Origin of the sequence: Ralstonia nicotianae, assembly GCF_018243235.1 — a bacterium.
In the GTDB taxonomy this organism is placed as follows: Bacteria; Pseudomonadota; Gammaproteobacteria; order Burkholderiales; family Burkholderiaceae; genus Ralstonia; species Ralstonia nicotianae.
This window is the reverse complement of record NZ_CP046674.1, coordinates 3,120,811-3,143,478: the sequence shown is the minus strand read 5'-3', so window position 1 is coordinate 3,143,478 and position 22,668 is coordinate 3,120,811. Positions and strand designations below refer to the sequence as shown.

Genomic DNA, 22,668 nt, shown 5'->3' with positions numbered 1-22,668 from the left:
CCGCGTCCTAGAAGGTGATCGGCAGGCGCAGCGTGACCGTCAGGTCGGGCGTGTCGCGCGTGAGCCCCGCGCCCACCGACAGGTTCAGCGTCATCTTGGGCGAGATGCGGTACGAGTAGCCGACCAGCAGCGTGCCCAGGATGGTGCGCACCGAGCCCGGCACGCGCTGGCCGTTCTGCCTGGTCGGGCCGATGATGCTCTGGTCGTAGCCGATCGAGAACGCGGCGCGCTCGTTCAGTGCCAGCCCCATGCCGAAGTTCAGGCCGATGATGTCGCCGGCCTTCACGTCGCCCAGGAACTCCTTCGAGCCGTCCACCAGGTTCAGGCTGACGTCCTTGCGCTCGAAGTTGTGCAGGTAGCTGATGCTGCCGAAGAACACGGCCGGATCGGTCGGGTACAGCCAGGTCAGTCCCGGCTGCACCGCGAAGAAGCCCGAGCCGGTGGGCTGCTGCAGCGGCAGTCCGGTGCCGGTGGTGTTGCTGACGCAGCGCGTGATGCAGTCGGTGGTGACCTCGAACGGGTCTTTGCCGGTGCGGGTCTTGAAGCGCAGCCAGCCGATATAGAACGGTTTGTCGATGCCGCCGGCGTTGAGCTGGTAGCGCGCGGTCAGCTCGACGTCGCCGATGCCGTGGCCGTGCGAGCTGAAGGCGCGGTCGGTGGCCGTGCCGGTGAAGATCTCGCGGCTGACATTCTCGCTGGTGCTGTAGACGTAGGGCACGCGCGCTTCGAGCTCCCAGCGCTTGGCCAGCCCGTAGCGCACCGCCACCGTGCCGGTGAGCGTGGTGGTCTTGACCTGGCGCACGTCGATCAGGCCGATCAGCAGCGCCGGGATGATGGTGTAGCCCACCAGCGCCACCCGGTCGGACGACGAATACGCCATCTGCAGCGAGGGCTCGACCACCACCTTGCCGGGCGGCGTGAGCGCGCTGGGCTCGTCGAAGATCTGCGCGACGCGTGGCGGCTGGCCGGTCTCGGCGGGCGGCTGGCCCACCGGCGTGGCGCCGGGCTGGCCGTTCTGCGCCATCTGCGAGGCCGCGCTGCCGGTCGTGCCGGTGGCGCTGCCCGAATCCGCGCCCGCGCCGGGTGCCCCGGCACCGCGCACATCGTCCAGCGCACCCATGCCGAGGGCGCGCCGCATGTCGTTCAGGCGGGCTTCCTGCTGCTGGATGGCGCGCTTGAGTTCGCTCAGGCGCGCCTGCTCCTCGGCGAGTTGCCGCTGCAGGGTTTCGAAACTCGGCGGCTTGTCATCCACCACCTCGTTCGTCGTCTGCGCAAGGATCGGCCTGCCGCTCAGCAACAGGCATGCACACGCAACCGCGCGTAGCGGCCACCATGGCGTCGTCGTCATGGCCATGTCCCCCGTCGAGAGAGCCCCCTCCACAAGAGCGGACGGGTGCCTCGCGATTCCCCCGGGTGCCGGACTGCGGTTCCACTATAGGCGAGCAGGGGCGAAACGAAAGCCCCGCGCGGGTCCCCAAAACGGACGATGCCGCGTATGTCGTTCGGTCGACGCGCGGGCAAGAAAAAAGGGCGCCCGAAGGCGCCCTGGTCTGCGTGCGGCCGGCACGCGCGGCCTATTGGCGCGCGTTGCGCAGGTTGTCCGGCCAGGGCGTGTTGAAGTTGGTCCGGAACGGGTTGATATCCAGCCCGCCGCGCCGCGTATAGCGCGCGTACACCGCCAGCTTGACCGGCCGGCACTGGCGCTGGATGTCCATGAAGATGCGCTCGACGCACTGCTCGTGGAATTCGTTGTGCTCGCGGAACGAGATCAGGTACTTGAGCAGCCCTTCCTGGTTGATCGGCGCGCCCACGTAGCGGATCTGCACGCTGCCCCAGTCCGGCTGGCCCGTCACCAGGCAGTTGGACTTGAGCAGGTGCGACACCAGCACTTCCTCCACCGGGCTTTCGTCCTGGTCGGCATGCAGCAGCCCGGGCGTGGGCTGGTAGACGTCGGTTTCGACGTCCAGCCGGTCGAGCGACAGGCCTGCGAGCTCGCCCATCTTCTGTCGGGCAAATTCCTCCTGCGGCACGATGCGCACCTGCACCGGCGCGCCGCACGCCTCCGACAGGTCGTGATGGATCAGCTGCTGCAGCGCCTCGCTCGAGGCCACCTTGGTCTGGTTGAACGCGTTCAGGTACAGCTTGAACGACTTCGATTCGACGATGTTGGGTGAATCCGCCGGCACGATCACGGTGCCGATCGCCACCTGCGGCTTGCCCTTGAGGTTCAGCCACGACAGCTCGTACAGGTTCCACAGATCGATGCCGAAGAAGGGCAGCGCGCTGCCGGCGGCCAGGCCGATCTCGTCACGCTTGGCCTGGCGCGGAATGGGGAACAGCAGGCTCGGGTCGTACTGCGTCTTGTAGGCCGAGACCTTGCCCAGCGGTGAGTGTTCGGGATGGCTCATGCGGAAGACTCCACGGCAACGGATGGGATCAGCGCAGGAACAGTCCGTAGACCGGGTTCTCGCTTTCGTCCCAGAACGTGTAGCCGAGCGTGGCGAGGAAGGCCTTGAACGCGCGCTTCTCGTTCTTCGGCACCTGGATGCCGACCAGGATGTTGCTCGAATCCGCGCCCTGGTTGCGGTAGTGGAACAGGCTGATGTTCCAGTTCGGGCTCATGCTCGAGAGGAACTTTATCAGCGCGCCGGGCCGCTCGGGAAACTCGAAGCGGTACAGCAGCTCGTTCTCGGCCAGCGGCGAATGCCCGCCCACCATGTAGCGGATGTGCTGCTTGGCCAGTTCGTCGTTGGACAGGTCCAGCGTCGGGAAGCCGTGCTTGCGGAAGCCGTCGGCGATCTTGTCGCCCTCGGCGCGCGAGGCGATCTGCACGCCCACGAAGATGTGCGCCTCGTTCTTGTCGGCGATGCGGTAGTTGAACTCGGTCACGCTGCGCGACCAGCCGACCACCTCGCAGAAGCGCCTGAAGCTGCCGCGCTCCTCCGGAATCGTCACCGCGAACACGGCTTCGCGCGCCTCGCCCACCTCGGCGCGCTCGGCCACGAAGCGCAGGCGGTCGAAGTTCATGTTGGCGCCGGACGCGATCGCCACCAGCGACTGGCTCTTGAGCTTGCGGTCCGCCGCGTACTGCTTGAGCCCGGCCAGCGCCAGCGCGCCCGCCGGCTCCAGCACGCTGCGGGTGTCCTGGAACACGTCCTTGAGCGCCGCGCAGATGGCGTCGGTGTCCACGGTGATGATCTCGTCGACCAGTTCGCGGGTCAGGCGGAAGGTTTCCTTGCCGACCAGCTTGACCGCCGTGCCGTCCGAGAACAAGCCCACGTCCCGCAGCGTCACCCGCTTGCCGGCCGCCACCGAGCAGGCCATCGCATCGGAATCCGCCGTCTGCACGCCGATCACCTTGATGTCCGGGCGCACCGCCTTCACGTAGGCCGCGATGCCCGACACCAGCCCGCCGCCGCCGATCGCCGCGAAGATGGCGTGGATCGGCTCCGGATGCTGGCGCAGGATCTCCACGGCAATGGTGCCCTGGCCCGCGATCACCTCCGGATCGTCGAACGGGTGGACGAAGGTGTAGCCGTGCTTCTCCTGCAGCTTGACGGCGTGGTCGTACGCATCCGTATAGCTTTCGCCGTGCAGCACGATCTCGACCCACTCGCCGCCGCGCGAGCGCACGCCGTCGATCTTCAGCTGCGGCGTCGTCACCGGCATGGTGATGACCGCCTTGCAGCCGAGCCGGGCGGCGCTGAACGCCACGCCCTGCGCATGGTTGCCCGCCGATGCCGTAATCACGCCCCGCTTGCGCTCGGCCGGCGTCAGCGACGCCATCTTGTTGTAGGCGCCGCGCAGCTTGAACGAGAACACCGGCTGGTTGTCTTCGCGCTTGAGGTACACGCGGTTGCCGATGCGTGCCGACAGGCTGGGCGCGGGCTGCAGGTCGGTTTCCTGCGCGACGTCGTAGACCTTGGCGGTCAGGATCTTCTTGAGATAGTCGATGGCCATGATGCGGGGACCGGGTTGGACGGAGGACAGCCCATAAGCCTATCACGCGGCGTCTTGTGCCAGGGCCGGACCGGTCGGTACACTGCCCCGGCCGCCCGGGGCCCGGGCACAACCCCTGTACCTTTCGGGAGGAGGGCAGCGATGGACATCCGGTCGTTCCTTTCCCGGCGCACGCGCCGCGGGCGCAAGCTCTGGTCCGGCACCCAGCATGTGATTGCCCACGGCATGCCGCCGCTCGGCTGGCGCGACATCTACCACCGCGCGCTGGAGGTGAACTGGCCGACGTTCTTCGCGCTGCTCGCCGGGCTGTTCTTCATGCTGAACACCGTCTTCGCCGGGCTGTATTCGCTCGGCACGGCGTCCATCGCCAACCAGTCGCCGCCGGGCTTCGTCGGGGCGTTCTTCTTCAGCGTGGAGACGCTCGCCACCGTCGGCTACGGCGACATGCACCCGCAGACCCTCTACGCGCACTGCATCGCCACGCTGGAGATCTTCGTCGGCATGTCGGGCATCGCCCTGGCCACGGGGCTGGTGTTCGCGCGCTTCTCGCGGCCGCGCGCCAAGATCATGTTCGTGCGCAATCCGATCGTGCGCACGCTCAACGGCAAGCCGACGCTGATGGTGCGTGCCGCCAACGCACGCCAGAACGTGATCGCCGAGGCCACGGCCAAGCTGCGCCTGCTGCAGGACGAACGCTCGCCCGAGGGCTACACGCTCTACAAGATTCGCGATCTCACGCTGGTGCGCAGCGAGCATCCGATCTTCCTGCTCGGCTGGATCCTGATGCACGTGATCGACGAGACGAGTCCGCTCTTCGGCGCCACCGCCGCGTCGCTCGCCGCCGGCGATGCCTTGCTGCTGCTCACCATCGGGGGCTCCGACGAGACCGCCGCCCAGACCCTGCTGGCACGCCATTCCTGGCGGCACGACGAGATTCGCTGGGGGCATCGCTATGTCGACCTGATGCACGACGAAGGCAACGTCACGCATGTCGACTACGCGAACTTTCACGAGACCGTGCCGGTGGACGAGCCGGCCGCTGGCGCATCATCCGGCCAGGCTTGAGCGGCGCGGGACTACGCGGCCTTCGGCTGCACTGCGCGCCGCTCCATGACCGCCGCGATCACCCAGGCTTGCGCCGCCGCGATGACGGCCCAGAAACCCAGTTCCGCCAGCACCAGCACGAGCGGCTCGCCGAGCAGGTTGAACGGCGTGAAGAATTCAAAGAACAGGTAGGACAGCACAAAGGTGAGGCCGGCAAAGCGCAGCGCTCTCGGCAGCACGCCCTGCGGCCACGCCGGCGCCAGCCAGCCGTAGATGGCCGCGTGGGCCACGCCGAACAGCACCAGCCCGGCGATCATCGGCGCGGGGTTGGCGACGATCAGCGGCAGCGGTTCGATCTGCGTCCACACCGCGATCAGCTTGCGGCTCTGGATCGTGGCCGTGAGCAGGAAGCCGCCGCCGTTCCAGCCGAAGCCGATCAAGCGGAACGTCAGCAGCATGACGACGTTCAGGGTCAGCCCGCCGGCCAGCCCGGCCATGAGGATTCTGGTCATGCGGCCGCCCCTGTCTGGAAAGGATTGCACCGTGATCCGGGCAGTATAGGTTGCCTTTCTGCGCTTGCCCGGCTGGCTTGGCGCGCAGGTCCGGCACAATAGGCGCTTCCGCACTGCATGAATGCGCCGTGGCCCTCAACCTCGTCTGGCTCGCCTTCTTCCTCGTCGCCTTCGTCACCGCCTGCGTGCAGGTGGCGATGGGCGACATGGAGATCTTCTCCCGCATGCTCACCGGCATGTTCGACGCCGCGCGCACCGGCTTCGAGATCGCGCTCGGCCTGACCGGCATGATGGCGCTGTGGCTGGGCATCATGCGCGTCGGCGAGCGGGCAGGGGTGGTGGACCTGTTCGCCCGCCTGGTGAACCCGCTGATGCGCCACCTGTTCCCATCGGTGCCGCCGGGCCACGCGGCCAACGGGGCGATGATGATGAACGTCTCGGCCAACGTGCTGGGCCTGGACAACGCCGCCACGCCGCTCGGCCTGCAGGCCATGCGCGAGCTGCAGTCGATCAACCCGCAGCCGCGCCGCGCCAGCGACGCGCAGCTGATGTTCGTCGTGCTCAACACCGCCGGCGTGACGCTGGTGCCCACCTCCGTGATCGCCATCCGGCAGGCGCTGGCGGTCAAGCAGGGGCTGGCCGGCTTCAACGCGGCCGACATCTTCCTGCCGACGCTGCTGTCCACCTTCGTCGGTTTCTGCGCGGGCATCGCCGCGGTGGCCTGGCATCAGCGCATCAACCTATTCCGGCCGGCGCTGCTGGCGTACTTCGGCGGCTTCGTCGCGGCGATGGGGCTGCTGTTCGCGTGGCTGCGCCAGTTTCCGCCCCAGCAGATGGCGGCGTGGATCGGCCTGATCGGCGCGGGGGCCATCCTCACGATCGTGGTGGCGTTCCTGGCGTGCGGGGCGCTGCGGCGGATCAATGTCTACGAGACCTTCGTCGACGGCGCCAAGGACGGCTTCCAGGTGGCGATCGGCATCGTGCCGTACCTGGTGGCGGTGCTGGTCGGCATCGCGGTGTTCCGCGCGGCCGGCTGCATGGAGTTCCTGATGCAGGGGCTGTCGGCGGCGTTCAGCCACCTGGGCATCGATACGCGCTTCGTGCCGGCGCTGCCCGTGGGCCTGATGAAAACGCTGTCCGGCGCCGGCGCGCGCGGCCTGATGGTGGACGTGATGACCACCTACGGCGTCGACTCCTTCCAGGGCAAGCTGGCCGCCATCATCCAGGGCTCGACCGAGACCACGTTCTACGTGCTGGCCGTGTATTTCGGCAGCGTGGGCATCAAGGACACGCGCTACGCGCTCGCCTGCGGGCTGTGGGCCGACCTGATCGGCCTGGTCGGCGCGGTGCTGATCGCCTACCTGTTCTTCGGCTGAGGCGCGCGGGCCGCCGGGGTGCGCCCCGAGCGACGCCATCGCCGCCCGGCCTCTACAATCGACCGCATGGAAACGTGGATCGCCTGGCTCCTCGCCACCCTGGCCCTGCCCAACGTGGGGCTGCCCGCCATCTTCATCGTCTGCTTTGTCTCGGCGACGCTGCTGCCGCTGGGGTCCGAGCCGGCGGTGTTCGGCTACATCAAGCTCAATCCCGAGATGTTCTGGCCGGCTATCTTCGTGGCGGCCGCCGGCAATACGCTGGGCGGCGCGGTCGACTGGTGGATGGGCTATGCGGCCAAGCTGGCGCTGGTGCGGTTCCACCTGGCGCGCCGCCGCCGCCAGCACGACACCGAGCACGTGCAGCACATCCCGCACCCGCAGCGCCACCGCGCCCCGCCGCTGGACAAGAAATACTTCCGCTGGATGCGCCGCATCGGCCCGGTGTCGCTGCTGGCGTCGTGGGTGCCCGGCATCGGCGATCCGCTGTGCACGCTGGCCGGCTGGCTGCGGCTGTCCTTCTGGCCCAGCGTGGCCTACATGGCGATCGGCAAGTTCCTGCGCTACCTGGTCATGACCGCCGCGCTGTTGACCCTGCCGGACCGTTTCTGGCACGGCATCTTCGGGTGGATCAAGACGCTCCTGATGTGACTTTTCGTCCTCTTCATCGGGCCCGCCGCGCGCCGGTATTTCCGCAACCCGTTGAAAACGCGATGGTTTTGGCGCCCATGTTCGGTGCAGGGATACCGTTGCTGCAATGCGTCAAGCGGGCGCCTTGCAGTACAATTCCCCTTTAATGACCGCGCGGCGGGGATCGTCTCCGTCCTAGCCGCGCCCCTCCCTGCGGCTCGCCATGAATGCCCCACTGCTGATCGACGCCAAACTCGCGGCGCAGGACGCCGCGCCACGGCTGCGCGAGATTCCCTATAACTACACCTCGTTCTCGGATCGGGAAATCGTCATTCGTCTGCTGGGCGAGTCTGCGTGGCAGATCCTCGACGAGCTGCGCAGCGAACGCCGCACCGGCCGCTCCGCGCGGATGCTGTACGAAGTGCTGGGCGACATCTGGGTGGTGCGCCGCAATCCGTACCTGCAGGACGACCTGCTCGACAATCCCAAGCGCCGGCAGATGCTGATCGACGCGCTCAATCACCGCCTGGCGGAGATCGAGAAGCGCCGCACCGCCGACCAGACCGCGCACAACGACCCGGAAAGCGATGAGCGCTCCCGCAAGGTCGAGCAGCTGGTCGTGCACGCGCGCCGCGCCGTCAAGGCCTTCGAGGACGAATTCGCCCAGGTGTACGACCTGCGCCGCCGCGCCCAGAAGGTGCTCGGCCGCGTGACCGCCAAGGACAACATCAAGTTCGACGGCCTGTCGCGCGTGTCGCACGTCACCGACGCCACCGACTGGCGCGTCGAGTACCCGTTCGTGGTGCTGGCGCCGGACACGGAAGACGAGGTGGCCGGCATCGTCAAGGGCTGCTTCGAGCTGGGCCTGACCATCATCCCGCGCGGAGGCGGCACCGGCTACACCGGCGGCGCCGTGCCGCTGACGCCGTTCTCGGCCGTCATCAACACCGAGAAGCTGGAGCGCCTGGATGCGGTCGAGATGACCGACCTGCCCGGCGTCGACCACCCCGTCGCCACCATCTATTCGGCCGCCGGCGTGGTGACGCGCCGCGTGGCGGAGGCCGCCGAGCGCGCCGGTCTCGTCTTCGCGGTGGACCCGACCTCGATCGACGCCTCGTGCATCGGCGGCAACGTCGCCATGAACGCGGGCGGCAAGAAGGCCGTGCTGTGGGGCACCGCGCTGGACAACCTGGCCTGGTGGCGCATGGTCGATCCGGACGGCAACTGGCTCGAAGTCACGCGCCTGGACCACAACCTGGGCAAGATCCACGACGCGCCGGTCGCCACCTTCGAGCTGAAGTGGTTCGACGGCAACGCGCCCGTGGGCAGCAAGCCGCTGCGCACCGAGTCGCTCACCATCGAAGGCCGCAAGTTCCGCAAGGAAGGCCTCGGCAAGGACGTCACCGACAAGTTCCTGGCCGGCCTGCCCGGCGTGCAGAAGGAAGGCTGCGACGGCATCATCACCAGCGCGCGCTGGGTCCTGCACCGCATGCCCAAGTCGATCCGCACCGTGTGCCTGGAGTTCTTCGGCCAGGCGCGCGACGCGATCCCGAGCATCGTCGAGATCAAGGACTACCTCGACGCCGAGACCAAGAAACCCGGCGGCGCCATCCTGGCCGGCCTGGAGCACCTGGACGAGCGCTACCTGCGCGCGGTCGGCTATGCCACCAAGAGCAAGCGCAACGCCTTCCCGAAGATGGTGCTGATCGGCGACATCGTCGGCGACGACGACGATGCCGTGGCGCGCGCCACCTCGGAAGTCATCCGCCTGGCCAACGGCAAGAGCGGCGAAGGCTTCGTCGCCGTGAGCCCCGAGGCGCGCAAGAAGTTCTGGCTGGACCGCTCGCGCACCGCCGCCATCGCCAAGCACACCAACGCCTTCAAGATCAACGAAGACGTGGTGATCCCGCTGCCGCGCATGGGCGAGTACACCGACGGCATCGAGCGCATCAACATCGAGCTGTCGGTCAAGAACAAGCTGAAGCTGGCAGACGCGCTGCTGGCGTTCTTCGCGCGCACCGACCTGCCGCTCGGCCGCACCGACGACGCCAACGAGATCCCCAGCGCCGAACTGCTGGAAGACCGCGTGCAGCAGGCGCAGCAGCTGCTGCGCGCCACCCGCGCGCGCTGGCAGTACCTGCTGGACCATCTTGACACGCCGGTCAATGCCGCGCGCGCCAGCCTGATCGGCCTGGGCCTGGGCTACCTCGCCCAGACCATCGACGAGCGCCTGCAGGTCCAGCCGGACGCCAACCTGTTCCATCTGCTGCAGGACCGCACCATCCGCGTGTCGTGGAAGGCCGAGATCCGCGCCGAGTTGCGCAAGATCTTCAACGGCGGCGAGTTCAAGCCGATCCTCGACGAAGCGCAGGCGATCCACAAGCAGGTGCTGCGCGGCCGCGTCTTCGTGGCGCTGCACATGCACGCGGGCGACGGCAACGTGCACACCAACCTGCCGGTCAACTCGGACGACTACGACATGCTGCAGGACGCCCACAAGGCGGTGGCCCGCATCATGACGCTGGCGCGCTCGCTCGATGGCGTCATCTCGGGCGAGCACGGCATCGGCATTACCAAGCTGGAGTTCCTGACCGACGACGAGATCGCCGACTTCGCCGCCTACAAGCGCCGCGTCGACCCGAACGGCCGCTTCAACAAGGGCAAGCTGCTGCGCGACCTGAACGACCCGCAGGCGCCGGCCGCCGACCTGCGCAATGCCTACACGCCGTCGTTCGGCCTGATGGGGCACGAGTCGATCATCATGCAGCAGAGCGACATCGGCGCCATCTCGGACAGCATCAAGGACTGCCTGCGCTGCGGCAAGTGCAAGCCGGTGTGCGCCACCCACGTGCCGCGCGCCAACCTGCTGTACAGCCCGCGCAACAAGATCCTGGCCACCTCGCTGCTGATCGAGGCCTTCCTGTACGAAGAGCAGACGCGCCGCGGCGTGTCGGTCAAGCACTGGGAAGAGTTCGCCGACGTGGGCGACCACTGCACGGTCTGCCACAAGTGCGCCACGCCGTGCCCGGTCAAGATCGACTTCGGCGACGTGTCGATGAACATGCGCAACCTGCTGCGCAAGATGGGGCAGAAGAAGTTCAACCCCGGCACCGCCGCGTCGATGTTCTTCCTGAACGCGACCAATCCCGAGACCATCAACCTCACGCGCAAGGTGATGATCGACTGGGGCTACAAGGCGCAGCGCCTGGGGCACGACATCCTGAAGAAATTCGCCAGGAAGCAGACCGCGCATCCGCCCGCCACGGTGGGCAAGCCGCCGGTGCGCGAGCAGGTGATCCACTTCATCAACAAGAAGATGCCGGGCAACCTGCCCAAGAAGACGGCTCGCGCCCTGCTGGACATCGAGGACAACGAGATCGTCCCGATCATCCGCGACCCGAAGGTCACCACGCCCGACAGCGAGGCGGTGTTCTACTTCCCGGGCTGCGGCTCGGAGCGGCTGTTCTCGCAGGTGGGCCTGGCCACGCAGGCGATGCTGTGGCACGCCGGAGTGCAGACCGTGCTGCCGCCGGGCTACCTGTGCTGCGGCTATCCGCAGCGCGGCAATGGCCAGTACGACAAGGCCGAGAAGATCGTCACCGACAACCGCGTGCTGTTCCACCGCGTGGCCAACACGCTCAACTACCTCGACATCAAGACGGTGGTGGTGAGCTGCGGCACGTGCTACGACCAGCTGGCCGGCTACGAATTCGACAAGATCTTCCCGGGCTGCCGCATCATCGACATCCACGAATTCCTGCTGGAGAAGGGCGTCAAGATCGACGGCGTGCAGGGCGTGCGCTACATGTACCACGACCCCTGCCACACCCCGATCAAGACCATGGACCCGACCAAGCTGGTCAACCAGCTGATGGGCGGCAACAAGGGCGCCGACGGCCAGACCCGCGCGATCGAGAAGAACGACCGCTGCTGCGGCGAGTCCGGCACGCTGGCGGTCTCGCGTCCGGACATCTCCACGCAGATCCGCTTCCGCAAGGAAGAAGAGATGCGCAAGGGCGCCGACAAGCTGCGCCAGCTTGACCAGGCCAGCGGCCAGGGCGGCGAGGCCTTCAGCGGCGACGTGAAGATCCTCACCAGCTGCCCGTCGTGCCTGCAGGGCCTGTCGCGCTACAGCGAGGATGCTTCGGTGCAGGCCGACTACATCGTGGTCGAGATGGCGCGCCATGTGCTGGGCGAGACCTGGCTGCAGGACTACGTCGCCCATGCCAACGCCGGTGGTATCGAGCGGGTGCTGGTGTGACGGCGGGGGCGCGCGTGGCCGGCTGCGCGCTGTGCGAGGGCGACGGCGGCGAGCCGGTCTGGCGCAATGCCCGGGCGCGCGTGGTGCTGGTCGAGCACGCGCGCTTTCCGGGCTTCTGCCGCGTCATCTGGAACGGCCACGTCGCCGAGCAGACCGACCTGATGGAGGCTGACCGCCGCTGGCTGATGGAGGTGGTCGCCCGCGTCGAGCGCGTGCAGCGCGAAGTGCTGGCGCCGGACAAGATCAACCTCGCCAGCTTCGGCAACTTCGTGCCGCACCTGCACTGGCACGTCATCCCGCGCTACCGCTGGGACACGCACTTCCCGGAGGCCGTCTGGGCCGCCGCGCAGCGCGAGCCCGATGCGGCGCGGATGGCCGAGGTCGCCGCCAGGCTGCCGGCGCTGTCCTACGCGCTGCAGGCCGCGCTGGCCGACGCCTGAGCCACGCCCACGCGAGGCTGCGCGGAACCCCGTCGCGCGCAGCCCGTCAGATGTTCATTCCGTCTCCTGTCGTGTCAACGACCTCGCCATGACGACACCGCGCACCGCCGCCACGCCCGATAGCCACAAGGACTCGATCGCCGAGCTGACCGTTCACCACGGCCGGCTCAACCTGTCCGAGACGTGGCAGCTCATCAAGCCTTACTGGTTCTCGCAAGACCGCTACAAGGCCTGGAGCCTGCTGGCGCTGGTGGTCGCGCTCAGCCTGTTCGTGGTCTACATGAACGTGCTGTTCACCGACTGGAACCGGCTGTTCTACAACGCGCTGGAACAGAAGGACAAGGCCGAATTCTGGCGCCAGCTCGGGCGCTTCTCCTGGATCGCCGCGCTGATCATCGTCGCCTCCGTGCTGCGCCAGTACTACACGATGATGCTGCGCATGCGCTGGCGGACGTGGATCACCGGCAGCTTCCTTGACGGCTGGCTCGGCAAACAGGCCTTCTACCGCCTGGAGCAGACCCACACGGCCGACAACCCCGACCAGCGAATCGCCGACGACCTGCGCAACTTCACCGATGCCACCCTCACGCTGGCGCTGGGTTTCCTCAATTCGGCGGTGACGCTGGTTTCGTTCTTCGGCATCCTGTGGGCGGTGTCGGGGCCGCTGGCGTTCGCGCTGGGCGGGCATGACTTCGTCATCCCGGGCTATATGGTGTGGTTTGCGCTGTTGTATTCGGTTGTCTGCTCGGTGGCCATCCATTTCGTGGGTCGGCCGCTGATCGGGCTGTCGTTTCAACAGGAGCGCTACGAGGCGTATTTCCGTTTCCTGCTCGTGCGCGTGCGCGAGAACAGCGAGAGCATTGCGCTCTACCGTGGCGAGCCGACCGAGAAGGCTATCCTGCGCGGCCGCTTCGAACGCATCCGCGCCAACTGGAATCAGTTGATGGATTACACCCTGCGTCTGAACTTCGCCAGTTCCGGCTATGGACAGTTCGCCATCATCTTCCCGTTCCTGGTGTCGGCGCCGCGCTATTTCGGCGGCACGCTCACGCTGGGCGGCATGATGCAGGTGGCCACGGCGTTCGGCCAGGTGCAGGGGGCGATGTCCTGGTTCGTCGATAACTACAGCACGCTGGTCAGCTGGAAGGCCTCCACCAACCGCCTGATCGAATTCCAGCGCGCCATGCGCGCCGCCGAGCGCGAAGAGGAGCGCCGCGCCGGCATCCGCGACATCGAGGTCGATGCCGCCGCCGTGCCCGCCATCGAAGCGCACGGCCTGGCGCTGAACCTGCCCGGCCGCGCGCCGCAGGACGTGCTGGTCGAGCCGTTCGACATGGCCATCGGCCGCGGCGAGCGCGTGCTGGTCAATGGCCCCTCCGGCTGCGGCAAGAGCACGCTGGTGCGCGCCGTGGCCGGCATCTGGCCCTACGGCACCGGCCGCATCGACATCCCCGACGACGCCCGCGTGCTGTTCCTGCCGCAGCGCAGCTACCTGCCCGCCGGCACGCTGGCCGACGCGCTGTGCTATCCCGATCTGCCCACCGAGTACGCCGCCGAGCGCCTGGCCGAAGTCCTGGTCGCCTGCCGCCTGCCGGCGCTGGTCGGCCTGCTGGACGAAGTCAGCAACTGGAGCCTGCGCCTGTCGCCCGGCGAGCAGCAGCGCCTGGCCTTCGCGCGCGCCTTGCTGCAGCGCCCGGATTACCTGTTCCTGGATGAAGCCACCAGCGCACTCGACGAGGACACCGAAGCCTTCATGTACGGCCTGATGCTCGACGCGATGCCCGAGGTGACCCTGGTGAGCGTGGCGCACCGCAGCACGGTGGCGCGTTTCCATCATCGCCGGTTGCGCTATGTCCCGGAGGGCGACGCACTGACTGCGGTAAGCTATCGCGTGGTGGAGGAGCCTGCGCACATGGCGCTGGCGGCTTCCTGATCCGCAATTCCCGAGACGTTTTTCCATGGCCGGACTCACCGCCGACACTCCGCAGCCGACCGGCATCACGGTGCACACGCAATCGCGCGTGCTCGAGATCGCCTTCGCCGACGGCAAGCAGTTCCGCCTGCCGTTCGAATACCTGCGCGTGCTGTCGCCGTCGGCCGAAGTGCAGGGGCATGGGCCGGGGCAGGAGGTGTTGCAGACCGGCAAGCGCGAGGTCGGCATCGTCGGCGTGGAGCCGGTTGGCAACTACGCGATCCGCCCGCTGTTCTCCGATGGCCATGATTCCGGCATCTACGACTGGGCCTATCTGTACCGCCTCGGCGCCGAGCAGGACGCGCTGTGGCAGGCCTATCTCGATCGCCTCGCCGCCGCGGGCCTCGACCGCGACGCACCGATGGCGCCCGGCGCCGGCCATGCCTGCGGCCACGGCCACTGATTCCGATTCACTCCGCGGCGCAGGCGCGCCGCATCGCAACCCCATTCCGTCATGAGCCAAACCCACTTCGGATTCCAGCAGGTCGACGAGCGCGAGAAGGCCGGCAAGGTCGCCGGCGTGTTCCATTCCGTCGCCAGCAAGTACGACGTGATGAACGACCTGATGTCCGGCGGCATGCACCGGCTGTGGAAGATGTTCACCATCGCCCAGGCCGCCGTGCGCCCGGGCTACAAGGTGCTCGACATCGCCGGCGGCACCGGTGACCTAGCCAAGGCCTTCGCGCGCCAGGCCGGCCCTACCGGCGAGGTGTGGCTGACCGACATCAACGAATCGATGCTGCGCGTGGGCCGTGACCGCCTACTCGATGCCGGCGTGCTCACGCCCACCTGCCTGTGCGATGCCGAGCACATTCCCTTTCCGAACGCTTACTTCGATGTCGTGACAGTTGCGTTCGGCTTGCGCAACATGACGCACAAGGATCGTGCGCTGGCCGAGATGCGTCGCGTGGTCAAGCCGGGCGGCAAGGTGATGGTGCTGGAGTTCTCCAAGGTGTGGCAGCCGCTGGAGAAGGCCTACGACGTGTACTCGTTCAAGGTGCTGCCGTGGCTGGGCAGCAAGGTCGCCGGCGATGCCGAGAGCTACCGCTATCTGGCCGAGTCCATCCGCATGCACCCGGATCAGGAAACGCTCAAGCAGATGATGGAACAGGCCGGGTTGGACTCGGTCGAATACTTCAATCTGACGGCGGGTGTCGTCGCGCTGCACGTCGGCCGGCGTCTCTGATCCGTTGGATGGGCGATGTGGCGCGCTGCGGCGTCATGCCACGATCCGTCACATTGAATTCCGGCGGGGGCGTCATCATCTGATGGGGCGTCACTGCCACAGGAGAGATGACAGCGATGAAATTGCATTGGGGTGGAAAACTCGTAACGGCCGCACTGGTTGCGACGCTCGCATTGGGCGCGGCCATGGATGCCAACGCCAAGCGCATCGGCGGCGGCAGCCGCAGCTTCGGCAAGCAATCGTCCACCGTGACGCAGCGTCAGCAGACGCCGCCGACCACGCCCGCACCGACCCAGCAGCAGGCGGCGCCGACCGCGCAGCCGTCGCCGGCGGCGCCCGCGCCGATGCCGGCGCAGCAGCCGCGCCGCAACTGGGGCGCCATGCTGGGTGGCCTGGCCGCGGGCCTGGGCCTCGGTTACCTGTTGTCCAAGTTCGGCCTGGGCGCCGGTCTGGCGTCGCTGCTGTCGAACCTGATCCTGATCGCGATCATCGCCTTCGTGGTGATGTGGATCATCCGCAAGCTGCGCGGCAGCCGTCCGCAGGAGCCGGCGTACGCCACCGGCGGTCCGTCGCTAAGCGGTGACCGCGAACCCTATGTGCCGGCGCCGGCCGCACCCGCGGCACAGCCGGCCGCACCGGTCGCGGCGTCGACCGGCACTGGCAGCGCGGGTAATACGTCGGGCCTGGGCGTGGGCGCACAGACCGCGGCGCAAGCCTGGAGCCTCGGTGGCCCGGCCGCGCCGGCGGCCAACGCGCCGGCCGCGGCGCCCGCTGCGCAGCAGCCGTGGGGGGTGCCGGCCGACTTCGACACGCAGGCTTTCCTGCGCAACGCCAAGGTCTACTTCGTCCGGCTGCAGGCCGCGTGGGATGCCGGCAACCTGAACGACATCCGCGAGTTCACCACGCCGGAGATGTTCGCCGAGATCAAGATGGACCTGACGGACCGCGGCACCGTGCCCAACAAGACCGACGTGGTGTCGGTGGAGGCCGAGCTGCTCGGCATCGAGACGCATCCGGCCGAATACCTGGCCAGCGTGCGTTTCTCGGGCATGATCCGCGAAGAGACGAGCGCGCCGGCACAGCCGTTCGCCGAGGTGTGGAACCTGACCAAGCCGACCCAGGGCAGCGGCGGCTGGGTGCTGGCCGGTATCCAGCAGTTGCAATAACCTTCACGCTTTGGAGGGCGGTCAAACCGGCCCTCCCGGCATTGCCCGTAAAATAGGGCCCGACCGTCCGGTTCGGGCCTTTTTTGTTGCCCACCGGCTAGCCCGTTTCCGGTTTCCATCGCCGCATGTCTTCGACTGCCTCTTCGTCCCCGTTTCCCGTTGCGCTGATGCAGCCGCTGCTGCTCGCGCTCAATCACTTGCTGCGGCAGGAGCCCTGGGCCCAGGCGATGCTGCGTCCGTTCGCGGGCCGTGTCGCGCATTTCGATCTCGCGCCGTTCTCGCTGTCGCTGCAGGTGGATGCCGGTGGCCTGGTGACGTCGCCCGAACTTGGTGTCGAGCCGGCCGTCCGGGTCGTGGTGCCGCTCGCGGCCGCCGTGGGCGATTACGCCACCGGTGGCCAGGCAGCCGTGCTCAAGCATGTGCGCATCGACGGTGAGGCCGAATTCGCCAACGTGCTGTCGACGCTGCTGCGCAACGTGCGCTGGGATGCGGCCGAAGATCTGTCGCGCGTGTTCGGCGATGTGCTCGCGCAGCGCATGGTGCGGGGCGCCCAGTCGATCCGCACCGAGGCGACGCGCGTGGGCCGTTCGCTGGTGGATGCGGTGGCGTCCTACCTGACCGACGAGCAGCCGACGCTGGTGCGCCATGCCCGGCTCGCGCAGTTCGCCGCGGACGTGGCGGCCGTGCGCGATGATGCGGCGCGCCTGGAGAAGCGGCTGGAGCGGCTCGAACGCGCCGCGCGCGGGACCTCGACGGCACGGGCGGGCGAATCGGCATGACGCGCTTGTTCCGGCTGTGCAAGATCATCTTCGTCATCCTCTATCACGGGCTGGATCAGCTCGCGCTGTCGGGCTTCAAGAGCCGGCGCATCCGCGCGCTGGTCTGGGTGCTGACCCTCGGCCGCAGGCAGACACGCCCGCGCGGTGAGCGCCTGCGCCTGGCGCTGGAGCAGCTCGGCCCGATCTTCGTGAAGTTCGGGCAGGTCCTGTCCACGCGTCGCGACCTGCTGCCGCCCGATGTGGCGGACGAACTGGCCAAGCTGCAGGACCGTGTGCCGCCGTTCGACCCCAAGATCGCGGCCGCCATTGTCGAGCGATCGCTGGGCAAGCCGCTGTCGGCGCTGTTCCATCGCTTCGACCATCATCCGGTGGCCAGCGCCTCGATCGCGCAGGTGCACTTCGCCACCCTGCGCGGCGGTCCCGACGACGGCCGCGAGGTGGCCGTGAAGGTGCTGCGTCCCGGCATGCTGCCGGTGATCGACAGCGACCTCGCGCTGATGCGCGACGTGGCCACGTGGATGGAGAAGCTGTGGGCGGACGGCAAGCGCCTGAAGCCGCGCGAGGTGGTCGCCGAGTTCGACAAGTACCTGCACGACGAACTCGACCTGATGCGCGAGGCCGCCAACGCCAGCCAGCTGCGCCGCAACTTCGCCAAGTCCGAGCTGCTGCTGGTGCCCGAGGTGTTCTGGGACTGGTGCACCTCTGAGGTGTTCGTGATGGAGCGCATGCACGGCGTGCGCGTCTCGCACGCCGACGAACTGCGTGCGGCCGGCGTCGACACGCATAAGCTGGCGCGCGACGGCGTGGAGATCTTCTTCACGCAGGTGTTTCGCGACGGCTTCTTCCACGCCGACATGCACCCCGGCAACATCCTGGTGAGCGTGGCGCCCGAGTCCCTGGGCCGCTATATCGCGCTGGATTTCGGCATCGTCGGGGCGCTGTCGGAATTCGACAAGAATTACCTGGCGCAGAATTTCCTGGCCTTCTTCCAGCGCGATTACCACCGTGTGGCGCTGCTGCATGTCGAATCCGGCTGGGCGCCCGAAGAGACCCGCGTGGAGGAGCTCGAAGGCGCCATTCGCGCCTGCTGCGAGCCGTACTTCGATCGCCCCCTCGGCGAGATTTCGCTGGGGCTCGTGCTGATGCGGCTGTTCCAGACTTCGCGCCGCTTCAACGTGGAAGTGCAGCCGCAGCTGGTGCTGCTGCAGAAGACGCTGCTCAACGTCGAGGGCCTGGGCCGCCAGCTCGATCCGGACCTGGATCTGTGGAAGACCGCCAAGCCATTCCTGGAACGCTGGATGCACGAGCAGATCGGCTGGCGCGGCCTGGTTGATCGCCTCAAGATCGAGGCGCCGCAATGGGCCAACATGCTGCCGGACTTCCCGCGCCTGGCGCACCAGATCCTGGAGCGCCACGCCCGCGACAACGGCAGCGCTCAGACCGCCACGCTGAGCGCGCTGCTGGCCGAGCAGCGCCGCACCAACCGCCTGCTGTCGGCGGCGCTGCTGTTCATCGGCGGCTTTGCGGTCGGCATCATTGCCACGCATGTGCTGGCGTGGCTGGCCCACCACTGACCGCCGACCGACTCTGACCCGCATGGCCCAACCGCCCGTCTTCACCACTCGCGATGCCGCCGCCCCCGCGTTCTGGGACGAGCGCTTCAGCCGCGACCACATGCCTTGGGACGCGCACGGCGTGCCGCCGGCCTTCCGCCAGTTCTGCGAAGCGCAGCCCGCGCCGCTCTCCACGCTGATCCCCGGCTGCGGCAGCGCCTACGAGGCGGGCTGGCTGGCCGAGCGTGGCTGGCCCGTCGCCGCCATCGACTTCGCGCCGAGTGCGGTGGCCTCCGCACAGGCCGTGCTGGGGCCGCATGCCGGCGTGGTCGAACTGGCCGATTTTTTCCGGTTCACGCCGCGCCAGCCGGTGCAATGGATCTACGAGCGCGCCTTCCTGTGCGCGATGCCGCGCCGGCTGTGGGCGGATTACGCCACGCAGGTCGCGCGGCTGCTGCCGCCCGGCGGGTTGCTGGCCGGGTTCTTCGTTGTGGTCGACGGCCGGGCCGCCGCGCCTAGCGGGCCGCCGTTCGAGATCACGGCGCAGGAGCAGGAGGCGCTGCTGTCGCCGGCCTTCGAGCGGATTGCCGATGCGCTGGTCCCAGAGAACGAATCGATACCCGTGTTCGCCGGGCGCGAGCGTTGGCAGGTCTGGCGCCGCCGCGCCGACTGACTCCGGCGCCTTTAGCGCCACAGGGGCACGCCCGGGGCAGGGCACGGTGTTGGTGCTGAGCAACATGGCCGATCACCCGGAAAAAGCCTGCGGACGCCTGTTGCGGCTCGTTGCTTAAAAAAGTGGCAAACTGGTCCGCTTTCGTGGCCGCCCCAATGCCCCGCAGGGGTGTCCCATCGCTATAATCCCGCCATTTCGCCCGGCGCCGGCGTGGCCGCCAACGGGATTTCCAGAGTCTGTTCTTCCGTGAATCGAGTGCCATGCTGATCTGGTTCGTCATTGTTTATTGGGTGATTTCGGTCGGTATCGGCCTGTGGGCGGCGCTGCGCGTGCGCAATACGGCCGACTTCGCGGTGGCCGGCCGCGGCCTGCCGTTCTACGTTGTCACCGCCACGGTGTTCGCGACGTGGTTCGGTTCCGAGACGGTGCTCGGTATTCCGGCGGTGTTCCTCAAGGAGGGCCTGCACGGCGTGGTGGCCGATCCGTTCGGGTCGTCGCTGTGCCTGATCCTGGTGGGCCTGTTCTTCGCCCGGCCGCTGTACCGGATGAACCTGCTGACCATCGGCGACTTCTACCGCAACCGCTTCGGCCGCGTGGCCGAGGTGCTGACCACCCTGTGCATCGTCGTGTCCTATCTGGGCTGGGTGGCGGCGCAGATCAAGGCGCTGGGCCTGGTGTTCTATACCGTTTCGGACGGCGGGCTGTCGCAGCAGACCGGCATGATGATCGGCGCGGCCAGCGTGCTGGTCTACACGCTGTTCGGCGGCATGTGGTCGGTGGCGGTGACGGACTTCATCCAGATGATCATCATCGTGATCGGCATGATGTACATCGGCTGGGAGGTCTCGGGCCAGGCCGGCGGCGTGGCCACGGTGGTGGCGCATGCATCGGCGGCGGGCAAGTTCTCGTTCTGGCCGGCGTTCAACCCGATCGAGGTGATCGGCTTCGTGACGGCCTGGATCACCATGATGCTCGGCTCGATTCCGCAGCAGGACGTGTTCCAGCGCGTGACGTCGTCGCGCACCGAGCGCATCGCCGGCACGGCCTCGGTGCTGGGCGGCGTGCTGTATTTCCTGTTCGCCTTCATCCCGATGTTCCTGGCGTATTCGGCTACGCTGATCGACCCGCAGATGGTCGCCAGGTACATCAACACCGATTCGCAGCTGATCCTGCCCAAGCTGGTGCTCGAGCACGCGCCGCTGGTCGCGCAGGTGATGTTCTTCGGCGCGCTGCTGTCGGCCATCAAGAGCTGCGCGAGCGCGACGCTGCTGGCGCCGTCGGTCACCTTTGCCGAAAACGTGCTGCGCCCGATGCTGCCGCGCATGGACGACAAGCGCTTCCTGCGCGTGATGCAGGCGGTGGTGCTGGTCTTCACGGCGCTGGTGACGCTGTTTGCGCTCAACTCGCATCTGTCGATCTTCCACATGGTGGAGAATGCCTACAAGGTGACGCTGGTCGCCGCCTTCGTGCCGCTGGCGTTCGGCCTGTTCTGGAAGCGCGCTACGCGCCAGGGCGGCCTGCTGGCCATCGCCCTCGGGCTGACCGTGTGGATCTGGTGCGAGGTGTTCCTCTCTGATGCGATGTTCCCGCCACAATTGGTCGGCCTGCTGGCCAGCCTGGGGGCGATGGTGATCGGCTCGCTGGGTCCGCAATGGATCCGCGATCGCGTTCCGGCCAGCGAGCCCGTCACACAGGCCTGACGCGCGGCGTTCCCGCGGGCAGGGCGGGCCACATTGTGGCGCGCTGCGTCGGATGCCGCGAATCCGCCGTCGGGGATTTTGCGGAAAGGGTTTATAATTCAAGGCTTTGCGTGCGGGCACTTGCAATCCGCGCCGGCGCCCCGAGATTCCGCGGGCCCGTGCCGTGCGGACTGTGCTGGCACCCGCTTTTTGCTTTTTCGAGATCTACGTTTCGTTCCAGGTGAGGACACCATGCCGATCTATGCTTATCGATGCGACGCCTGCGGCCACGCCAAGGATGTGCTGCAGAAGATGAGCGACGCGCCGCTGACGGATTGCCCCGCATGCAATGCGCCGGCGTTCAAGAAGCAGCTGACCGCAGCCGGCTTCCAGCTCAAGGGCTCGGGCTGGTACGTGACGGATTTCCGCGGCGGCTCCGGCGGCACGTCGGCGACCAGCGCCGCGGCCAAGACCGACAGCACCGCCTCCGGCGACGCTGCCGCCCCTGCCTCGGCCGCCTCCGACAGCGGCACGGCCTCGGCCGGCGCGGCGGCTTCCGGTGGCTGCGGCGCGTCGTGCGCGTGCCATTGAACGCCTCAACCTTCGGCCGCCTGTTCCCATGAACAAGAAAACCAGCGCCCTCAAGACATGGTTCCTGACCGGTCTACTGGTGCTCGTCCCGCTTGCGATCACGCTGTGGGTGCTGTCGCTCATCATCGGCACGATGGACCAGAGCCTGGCGCTGCTGCCTGCGGCCTGGCAGCCGGACCGCCTGTTCGGCATGCGTGTTCCCGGGCTGGGCGCGATCCTGACGCTGCTGTTCATCCTGATCGTGGGCGTGCTCGCGCACAACTTCATCGGCCAGAAGCTGGTGCTGTGGTGGGAGGCGCTGCTGGGGCGCATCCCCGTGGTCGGGCCGATCTATTCGAGCGTCAAGCAGGTTTCCGACACGCTGCTGTCGTCCAACGGCAATGCGTTCCGCAAGGCGCTGCTGGTGCAGTATCCGCGTGAAGGCTCGTGGACGATCGCCTTCCTGACCGGCCGCCCCGGCGGCGACGTGGAGAACCACCTGCAGGGCGAATATGTCAGCGTCTATGTGCCGACCACGCCGAACCCGACGTCCGGCTTCTTCCTGATGATGCCCAAGGCCGACACCATCGAGCTGGACATGACGGTGGATGCGGCGCTCAAGTACATCGTGTCGATGGGCGTGGTGGCGCCGGAGTCGCTGCCGCGACGCATGGACCCGCCATCACCCGAATCGGAGGACCGGTCGCCGGCCCAGGTGCCGCGCGGCCCCTCGAATCCGCAGGCGCTGCCCGATGGTGGTGGCGCCGTGTCCGCCCCCTGAGCCGGTCGTCCCAACCGATTCACGCCGGCTTCTCGATCAACTTTCACGCGTGTCGCTGTGTTGGCGGCGCGCTTCGCGGAAAACCACAA

At 67.7% G+C, this 22,668-nt stretch carries 19 protein-coding genes; 15 read left to right on the top strand and 4 right to left on the bottom strand.

Translation table 11 applies throughout. The features are described from left to right. Positions 1 to 7 precede the first annotated feature (7 nt). From GO999_RS14430 to ilvA, 3 genes are all read right to left on the bottom strand, one after another. A complete protein-coding gene (locus GO999_RS14430; protein WP_029240210.1) occupies positions 8 to 1,348 on the bottom strand; it encodes a transporter in 1,341 nt (446 codons plus the stop codon). A 226-nt stretch (positions 1,349 to 1,574) separates the two neighbouring features. Beyond that, positions 1,575 to 2,408 carry an NADPH-dependent 7-cyano-7-deazaguanine reductase QueF gene (gene queF, locus GO999_RS14425; RefSeq protein WP_019717512.1) on the bottom strand — a complete coding sequence of 278 codons (834 nt, stop codon included), beginning with the start codon at positions 2,406 to 2,408 and terminating at the stop codon, positions 1,575 to 1,577. A gap of 28 nt (positions 2,409 to 2,436) precedes the next feature. Then, positions 2,437 to 3,960 carry a threonine ammonia-lyase, biosynthetic gene (ilvA, locus tag GO999_RS14420; RefSeq protein WP_011000410.1) on the bottom strand — a complete coding sequence of 508 codons (1,524 nt, stop codon included), beginning with the start codon at positions 3,958 to 3,960 and terminating at the stop codon, positions 2,437 to 2,439. Positions 3,961 to 4,101: 141 nt separating this feature from the next. On the opposite strand from ilvA, the gene GO999_RS14415 reads away from it, so the two are divergent. Next, positions 4,102 to 5,025 (top strand): ion channel, encoded by a 924-nt coding sequence (locus tag GO999_RS14415; protein ID WP_016724048.1) that lies wholly within the window; start codon positions 4,102 to 4,104, stop codon positions 5,023 to 5,025. 11 nt (positions 5,026 to 5,036) lie between these two features. Here GO999_RS14415 and GO999_RS14410 read toward each other — a convergent pair whose 3' ends face one another. After that, positions 5,037 to 5,516: a hypothetical protein gene (locus tag GO999_RS14410; RefSeq protein WP_071011617.1), complete on the bottom strand. Its 480-nt coding sequence runs from the start codon at positions 5,514 to 5,516 to the stop codon at positions 5,037 to 5,039. Between the two features lie 128 nt (positions 5,517 to 5,644). On the opposite strand from GO999_RS14410, the gene GO999_RS14405 reads away from it, so the two are divergent. From GO999_RS14405 to GO999_RS14340, 14 genes are all read left to right on the top strand, one after another. Beyond that, positions 5,645 to 6,892, top strand: coding sequence for a spore maturation protein (locus GO999_RS14405; RefSeq protein WP_016726625.1), 1,248 nt, complete (start codon positions 5,645 to 5,647; stop codon positions 6,890 to 6,892). A gap of 66 nt (positions 6,893 to 6,958) precedes the next feature. Continuing rightward, a complete protein-coding gene (locus GO999_RS14400) occupies positions 6,959 to 7,540 on the top strand; it encodes a YqaA family protein (protein ID WP_011000414.1) in 582 nt (193 codons plus the stop codon). 202 nt (positions 7,541 to 7,742) lie between these two features. Continuing rightward, complete coding sequence (locus GO999_RS14395; RefSeq protein ID WP_016724045.1) at positions 7,743 to 11,780, top strand: DUF3683 domain-containing protein; 4,038 nt, start codon at positions 7,743 to 7,745, stop codon at positions 11,778 to 11,780. After that, a complete protein-coding gene (locus GO999_RS14390) occupies positions 11,777 to 12,220 on the top strand; it encodes an HIT family protein (RefSeq protein ID WP_016726626.1) in 444 nt (147 codons plus the stop codon). Before GO999_RS14395 ends, GO999_RS14390 begins: the two co-directional genes overlap by 4 nt. 88 nt (positions 12,221 to 12,308) lie before the next feature. Continuing rightward, entirely contained in the window at positions 12,309 to 14,153 is a 1,845-nt protein-coding gene (locus GO999_RS14385) for an ABC transporter ATP-binding protein/permease (protein ID WP_011000417.1), read from the top strand. 25 nt (positions 14,154 to 14,178) lie between these two features. Continuing rightward, positions 14,179 to 14,595 (top strand): gamma-butyrobetaine hydroxylase family protein, encoded by a 417-nt coding sequence (locus tag GO999_RS14380; RefSeq protein WP_016724043.1) that lies wholly within the window; start codon positions 14,179 to 14,181, stop codon positions 14,593 to 14,595. A 51-nt stretch (positions 14,596 to 14,646) separates the two neighbouring features. Then, the gene (gene ubiE / locus GO999_RS14375) at positions 14,647 to 15,378 is read left to right on the top strand and encodes a bifunctional demethylmenaquinone methyltransferase/2-methoxy-6-polyprenyl-1,4-benzoquinol methylase UbiE (protein WP_011000419.1); all 732 of its coding nucleotides are present in this window, start codon (positions 14,647 to 14,649) and stop codon (positions 15,376 to 15,378) included. A 116-nt stretch (positions 15,379 to 15,494) separates the two neighbouring features. Further along, entirely contained in the window at positions 15,495 to 16,544 is a 1,050-nt protein-coding gene (locus GO999_RS14370) for a Tim44 domain-containing protein (RefSeq protein ID WP_211906331.1), read from the top strand. 125 nt (positions 16,545 to 16,669) lie between these two features. Then, positions 16,670 to 17,323 (top strand): ubiquinone biosynthesis accessory factor UbiJ, encoded by a 654-nt coding sequence (locus GO999_RS14365; RefSeq protein ID WP_058907482.1) that lies wholly within the window; start codon positions 16,670 to 16,672, stop codon positions 17,321 to 17,323. Further along, on the top strand, positions 17,320 to 18,897 hold the full coding sequence (gene ubiB, locus GO999_RS14360; RefSeq protein WP_087451588.1) for a ubiquinone biosynthesis regulatory protein kinase UbiB: 1,578 nt from the start codon (positions 17,320 to 17,322) through the stop codon (positions 18,895 to 18,897). Before GO999_RS14365 ends, ubiB begins: the two co-directional genes overlap by 4 nt. A 22-nt stretch (positions 18,898 to 18,919) precedes the next feature. Continuing rightward, a complete protein-coding gene (locus GO999_RS14355; protein WP_011000423.1) occupies positions 18,920 to 19,549 on the top strand; it encodes a TPMT family class I SAM-dependent methyltransferase in 630 nt (209 codons plus the stop codon). A gap of 260 nt (positions 19,550 to 19,809) precedes the next feature. Further along, positions 19,810 to 21,249, top strand: coding sequence for a high affinity choline transporter 1 (locus GO999_RS14350; protein WP_071089624.1), 1,440 nt, complete (start codon positions 19,810 to 19,812; stop codon positions 21,247 to 21,249). A gap of 231 nt (positions 21,250 to 21,480) precedes the next feature. Next, positions 21,481 to 21,819 carry an FmdB family zinc ribbon protein gene (locus GO999_RS14345; RefSeq protein WP_019717515.1) on the top strand — a complete coding sequence of 113 codons (339 nt, stop codon included), beginning with the start codon at positions 21,481 to 21,483 and terminating at the stop codon, positions 21,817 to 21,819. A gap of 28 nt (positions 21,820 to 21,847) precedes the next feature. Then, entirely contained in the window at positions 21,848 to 22,579 is a 732-nt protein-coding gene (locus tag GO999_RS14340) for a DUF502 domain-containing protein (RefSeq protein WP_011000426.1), read from the top strand. Positions 22,580 to 22,668: the final 89 nt, after the last annotated feature.